The sequence below is a fragment of the Mesorhizobium sp. L2C084A000 genome (assembly GCF_000502875.1).
Classification (GTDB): domain Bacteria; phylum Pseudomonadota; class Alphaproteobacteria; order Rhizobiales; family Rhizobiaceae; genus Mesorhizobium.
The window spans coordinates 1-5,415 of the sequence record NZ_AYWX01000041.1; the positions used below are offsets into that span (position 1 = coordinate 1).

Sequence of the window (5,415 nt, forward strand, 5' to 3'; positions counted from 1 at the left end):
GAAACCGATGACGCCCACCTCGGCGACGACCAGCGCGCTGAGCGAGACGGCGACAGCCATGCCGGCAAGGCGGATGACGGCCGGCCGGGTGCCGAGCGATGCCGCACCGTCGTCGCTGAGATCGAGCAGGCGGAGCGGTCGCCAGAGCAGGAACGCGGCGCAGATGCCGGCCAGCAGCCACGGCGCCAGAACAACGACCGCCGCGTCGCCATTCTGCACCAGCGAGCCGCTCTGCCAGATGAACAGCTCCTCGGTGTATTCGCGGTTGAGCGCCATCAGCAGCGCGCCGGCCGAGCCGAAAGTGAGGCTGACGACGAGGCCGGCGATGATGATCGACACTGGCGAAAAGCTGCGCCCGCGCGCCAGTGCGAAGACGGCTGAGGTGGCGAGCGCGCCGCCGGCCAGCGCCACACCTTCGCGGCCGCCCTCCAGCAGCCATGGTGCATAGAGGGTGGCTGCTGCCAAAGCGAGGCTCGCTCCCGCATTGGTGCCGATCGTGGTCGGCTCGGCCAGCGGATTGCGCAGCACATGCTGCATGATGGCACCGGCGAGACCAAGTGCAGCGCCGGCCAGCATGCTGACGGCGACACGCGGCAGGAAGGCATAGCGATACAGCAACTGCGCTGGATCGGATGTGTCGGGGGCGGTGAGCGCCTGCCACCACAGGTGCGTAGGCAGAAGGTGGATGAGATCGAAAACGGTCAGCATCAGCGCCAGGCCTGCGGGCACGGCCGCCAGCAGGATAAGCGCACCGATGCCGTCGCGCTGTCGCGGCAGGGACATTGCCTGGGCGATCATGCCGCTGCCATGAATTCGGCGAAACGCGCGGCGGCGGCAAGACCACCGAACGGCCAGACCGGCGGAATGGTCCGCACCCGGCCGCTCCGGACGCAAGGCAGATTGGCCCAGAGCGAGCTGCGGGCAATCCTGATCCTGACGTGCGGCGGGATCGGATCGAGCGAGATCAGTTGCGCCTCGCCGACGGCGACCAGTTCCTCGATGCCGACCGTGGAGAAGCCCCATTCATTGGTGGCGGTGGTCCAGGCGTTGACGAGGCCGAGCCGGTCGAGGACATCCTGCAGCAGGCTGCCGGCGCCGTAGACGCGGACATGCCGATCGTCGAACATGCTGACGACGCAGACCGGTTTCTGCACCGCCCGCTCCAGCTTGGCACGCGCTTGGGCGATCGAGGCTTCGATGCGCCCGACAAGGTTTCCTGCTTCCGTCCTGCGGCCAAGCATGTCGCCAAGCTGCAGCGTCACCTGTTGCGCCTGCGCGTAAGGTGGAGCCTTGCCGCTGTAGAACGGCACGTTGAAGGTCGGCGCCAATCTGGTGAAGCTGTTCTCGTCCAAGCCATAGCCATAGGCGCCGACGATCAGGTCGGGCCGCAATTCCCGGAGCAGTTCGAGATTGGGCTCGCTGCGCGATCCCAGGTCGATGGTGGCCTGCGGCAGTGCCGGGCCCTGCACCCAGTCGCCGTAACCCCTGGTGTCGCCGACGGCGAGCGGCGACAGGCCGAGCGAGACCACGATTTCGGCCGACGTCCATTCCAGGCAGACGACGCGGGCAGGTGCCGCGCGTGCCATGCCGCCCGGCAAAGCGAGGCCGGTCGCGGCGAGGCCGGCAAGATACTGGCGCCGTGTCAGCGCCGCCATTTTGGGTCGGCCCGCCACCTTGCTTCTACCATGTGTATTTCACCGAACCGTTGATCCTGCGGCCCTCGCCGTAGAAGCAGCCGAAGCCCGAGGAGAAGCAGGAGGCGTAGCGTTTGTCGAACAGATTGCTGGCATTGAGGCTGAGCGTGGCGTTCTGCCAGGCGTAATGCACTGCCGCGTCGGCGAGCACGACCGACGGAACCTTGAAGCTGTTGGCGTCGTCGCCATAAGTCGAGCCGACATAACGGATGCCGGCACCCAGGCCCAGACCCTCCAGGCGGCCGCTGCCGAGAGTGTAATTCGCCCACAGAGACGCGGAATGCTTCGGCACGCCGAAAGGCGTGTTGCCTTCATTGCTGATTGAACTCCCATTATCATCAACAACAGAAGTCGCCTTGGTGATCCTGGTGTCGAGATAGGTGTAGGCCGCTCTCAGGTCGAGGCCGAAATCGAGGCTGGCAACGGCCTCGAGTTCGACGCCGCGAGAGCGGATCTCGCCGGTCTGGAACATGTCGTCGGGCCGGCCCTCATTGCCATAGCGCACGACATTCTGCCGGGTCAGGTCGAAGGCCGAGACCGTGATGAACGAATTCCAGCCGGTCGGCTGGTACTTCAGCCCGATCTCGTATTGTCTGCCGGTCTCGGGCACGAACAGATTGCCGTCGCTGTCGGCGCCCGCCACCGGCTGGAACGATTCGGAATAGCTGACATAGGGCGCAAGCCCGTTGTCGGCGAGGTAGACGAGCCCCGCCCGGCTGGTGAAGGCGTTGTCCTTCTGCTCGGGAATGTAGCCACCGGCCAGATTGTCGTAGACCTTGGCGTCCGACCAATCCTGGCGGCCACCAAGGGTCAGCCGCCAGTTGCCGAGCTTGATCTGATCCTGCGCATAGAGGCCAACTTGCTGCTGGGTGGTGTCGGTATCGGTGTAGGGCGTCAGATCACCGATCTTGTAGCCGTAGACCGGATCGAAGACGTTGAAACCGTCCTCGACCGTCCCTTCCGAGGCATAGTCGCGGTAAGTATAGCGTTTGTAGTCGAGGCCGACGAGCAGCGTGTGGGCAAGCGGCCCGGTGTCGAAATCGGCTTGTGCCTGGTTATCGATGGTGACGCCGCTGAGCTTGGTGCCACCGGCATCTGCATAACGGTAGTAGTCGCCGCTTGAAGGTTCCAGGCCGTTCGAGTCCGTCAGTCCGCCACCAAAGACGCCTTCCTCGGTGTGGGTAAGGTGGACGTAGCGGGCATGCTGTCGAACCTGCCAGGTTTCGTTGAAACGGTGATCGGATTCGTAGCCGATCGAGGCCTGGTCGTTGTTGTAGGAGTCGAAGCCGGGTTCGCCGACGAACATGCTGTTCGGCAGGTACTTGCCGTCCTTGCCCGGTATGACCGTGCCGTAGGCAGGCAGATACTGCATCGCCCATCCCGAGCGATCGCGCTGATAGTTGGCGAGGATGGTCAGGCTGGTGTCGGCATCTGGCTGCCAGGTGATCGCCGGCGCGATGAAGATGCGGTCGTCCTTGACGAAATCGGTCTGCGTGTCGCCCATGTGAGCGGCACCGGTGAGGCGAAACAGCAGCGACTTGTCGGCGTTCACGGCACCGCTGAAGTCGAACTTGCCTTCATACCGGTTGAAGCTGCCACCACCGAATTCGACCTCGCGCAGGTTTTCCTCGGTTGGCCGTTTGNGACGTGTGCTCTTCCGATCTAGCTGCCACCACCGAATTCGACCTCGCGCAGGTTTTCCTCGGTTGGCCGTTTGCTGACATAGTTGATGATGCCGCCGGGGCTTGCCTGGCCATAAAGCACCGACGCCGGTCCGCGCAGCACCTCGTAGCGTTCCGCGCCATAGGAATCGAGTGCGGTGAACAGGGTGAAATTGCTCTCCTTGAGCTGCAGCCCGTCCCTGTAGAAGACGCCGCTGGCGTTCGAAATGCCGCGCAACTGCAGGCCGAGGCCGCGATTGTCGGTGCCGTAGAGATTGCCGGTGGCGCCGGGTGTGTAGCGCAACGCGCTGTTCAGGCTGTCGACGGCTTGCGCTTCCATCTGGTCCCTGGTGATGACCGATATCGATTGCGGCGTCTCGATCAGCGGCGTGTCGGTCTTGGTGCCGGTGGAGCCCTTGGTGGCAACGTAGCCCTTAACCGGCCCGAATGCGCTTTCGACACGTTCCTGGACGTTGATCGGGTCCAGGGTGGTGGTGACCGTCTCCTGGGCCAGTGCATGGCCGCAGCCAAGCAGGGCCGGCAGCGACACCGTTGCGATCAGCAGGCGCTTGCGCGCCATCCGGTTCTGCCAAATCGGTCCATGTCCTGAAATCATCCGGTGCGCCTCCTGTTTCCCAATTCCGTGCCGATATTGCCGGTCGCGACGATTTGTTGATCGTTGCAGTCATCTTCAATGTTGACTAGTAAGGTCATGTTTCATAGTCAACCGGGCATGACCCGTCGAAAGCCGGAATCTGGAAATGCGGGCGGCCGCACTGGAGAAAAGCTATGAGCATGGCTGGAACTGATGCCCAGACTGCCTTCCATATCGACGCGGTGCGCTTTGCCGTCGGCGAGCGGACGCTGCTCGGTCCGGTCTCGCTCGAACTGGAGCGCTCGCGCGTCTATGGGCTGATCGGCCACAATGGTTCGGGCAAGTCGACGCTTATCAAGCTCATGGCGCGCCAGCAGCCGGCGAGTTCAGGCGCCATCACTTTCGCCAGACGTCCGTTGCCGCAATGGGGTGCCCGCGAATTTGCCCGCGCGCTTGCCTATCTGCCGCAGACGACGCCTGCGGCGACCGGCCTGACCGTGCGCGAACTGGCGACGCTCGGGCGCTATCCCTGGCATGGCGCGCTTGGCCGTTTCCGCGCCGAGGACAGGCAGCATGTCGAGGAGGCGCTGGCCCTGACCGATATGGAGGGTTTTGCCGACCGGCTGGTGGACGAATTGTCGGGCGGCGAGCGCCAGCGCGCCTGGCTCGCCATGCTGGTGGCGCAGAACGCCGGCGTCATGCTGCTCGACGAGCCGATCTCGGCACTCGACATCGCCCATCAGGTCGAGGTGCTCGGGCTGGTCAAGGAGCTCAGCCGCAAACGCGACCTATGTGTCGTCGTCGTGCTGCACGATCCCAACATGGCGGCGCGCTACTGCGACGAACTGATCGCGCTGAAGGACGGCAAGCTGCTGACGCGCGGCACGCCCGGCGAAATCATGCGCAGCGATGTGCTGAAAGGCATTTTCGGTGTGGAGATGGNAGACGTGTGCTCTTCCGATCTGCGCGGCACGCCCGGCGAAATCATGCGCAGCGATGTGCTGAAAGGCATTTTCGGTGTGGAGATGGGCGTGTTCGCGCACCCCGTCACCGGCCAGCCTGTCGGCTATGTGCAGTGACAATATCTGATGCGGCGGCGGGAAATAAAAGGCGGCAGGCCGCTGTGAGAACAAGGAAGAAGCTGTTGTCGAGAACTGGTTTGTTGGCGGCGTTGGTCGCATCCGTCATCCTGTCGGCCGGCAGCGCGATGGCCCAGGAGCAACCCGCCGGTGCCGCGCCGGCGGTCGAAGCCTCCGCCGTGCCCGCAGCCCCAGCGCCGATTGCACCCGCACCCGCCGCACCGGCAGGCGCTCCGCCGGCCACAATGGCGCCTTCGCAGCCAGGCACGCAGCCGAATACGGCCGCGCCGGCCGAGACCGGACCTTCGACGGCGATGGAGATCACCTTGCCGCATGACCTGTCGCCATGGGGCATGTTCATGGCGGCCGATATCGTCGTCAAGGCA

Annotated in this window: 5 protein-coding genes and 1 pseudogene; 2 read left to right on the forward strand and 4 right to left on the reverse strand. The window is 64.4% G+C overall.

Features of this window, described 5'->3' with window-relative positions; translation table 11 throughout:
* The 4 genes from X735_RS135895 to X735_RS1000000170185 all read right to left on the reverse strand — a co-directional run.
* The coding region (locus tag X735_RS135895) for an iron chelate uptake ABC transporter family permease subunit (protein WP_023814462.1) at window positions 1-798 on the reverse strand (798 nt) is incomplete at its 3' end.
* Window positions 795-1,655 (reverse strand): ABC transporter substrate-binding protein, encoded by an 861-nt coding sequence (locus X735_RS135890; protein ID WP_023814463.1) that lies wholly within the window; start codon window positions 1,653-1,655, stop codon window positions 795-797. The genes X735_RS135895 and X735_RS135890, both read right to left, overlap by 4 nt.
* A gap of 25 nt (window positions 1,656-1,680) precedes the next feature.
* The gene (locus X735_RS01000000166645; RefSeq protein ID WP_348625614.1) at window positions 1,681-3,375 is read right to left on the reverse strand and encodes a TonB-dependent siderophore receptor; all 1,695 of its coding nucleotides are present in this window, start codon (window positions 3,373-3,375) and stop codon (window positions 1,681-1,683) included.
* Window positions 3,357-3,935 (reverse strand): TonB-dependent receptor plug domain-containing protein, encoded by a 579-nt coding sequence (locus X735_RS1000000170185; RefSeq protein ID WP_023814466.1) that lies wholly within the window; start codon window positions 3,933-3,935, stop codon window positions 3,357-3,359. The genes X735_RS01000000166645 and X735_RS1000000170185 overlap by 19 nt, the downstream gene beginning before the upstream one ends.
* A gap of 215 nt (window positions 3,936-4,150) precedes the next feature.
* Between X735_RS1000000170185 and X735_RS135885 the strand changes: the two genes are divergently transcribed.
* A complete protein-coding gene (locus X735_RS135885; protein ID WP_031214073.1) occupies window positions 4,151-5,029 on the forward strand; it encodes an ATP-binding cassette domain-containing protein in 879 nt (292 codons plus the stop codon).
* A gap of 65 nt (window positions 5,030-5,094) precedes the next feature.
* Window positions 5,095-5,415, forward strand: a pseudogene (locus X735_RS0135685) (tonB-system energizer ExbB); the annotation flags it as partial.

Bases quoted from the DNA above. Each gene is read 5' to 3' on its own strand.
- X735_RS135890 (WP_023814463.1), bottom strand. From the start codon at position 1,655: ATGGCGGCGCTGACACGGCGCCAGTATCTTGCCGGCCTCGCCGCGACC.
- X735_RS1000000170185 (WP_023814466.1), bottom strand. From the start codon at position 3,935: ATGGCGCGCAAGCGCCTGCTGATCGCAACGGTGTCGCTGCCGGCCCTG.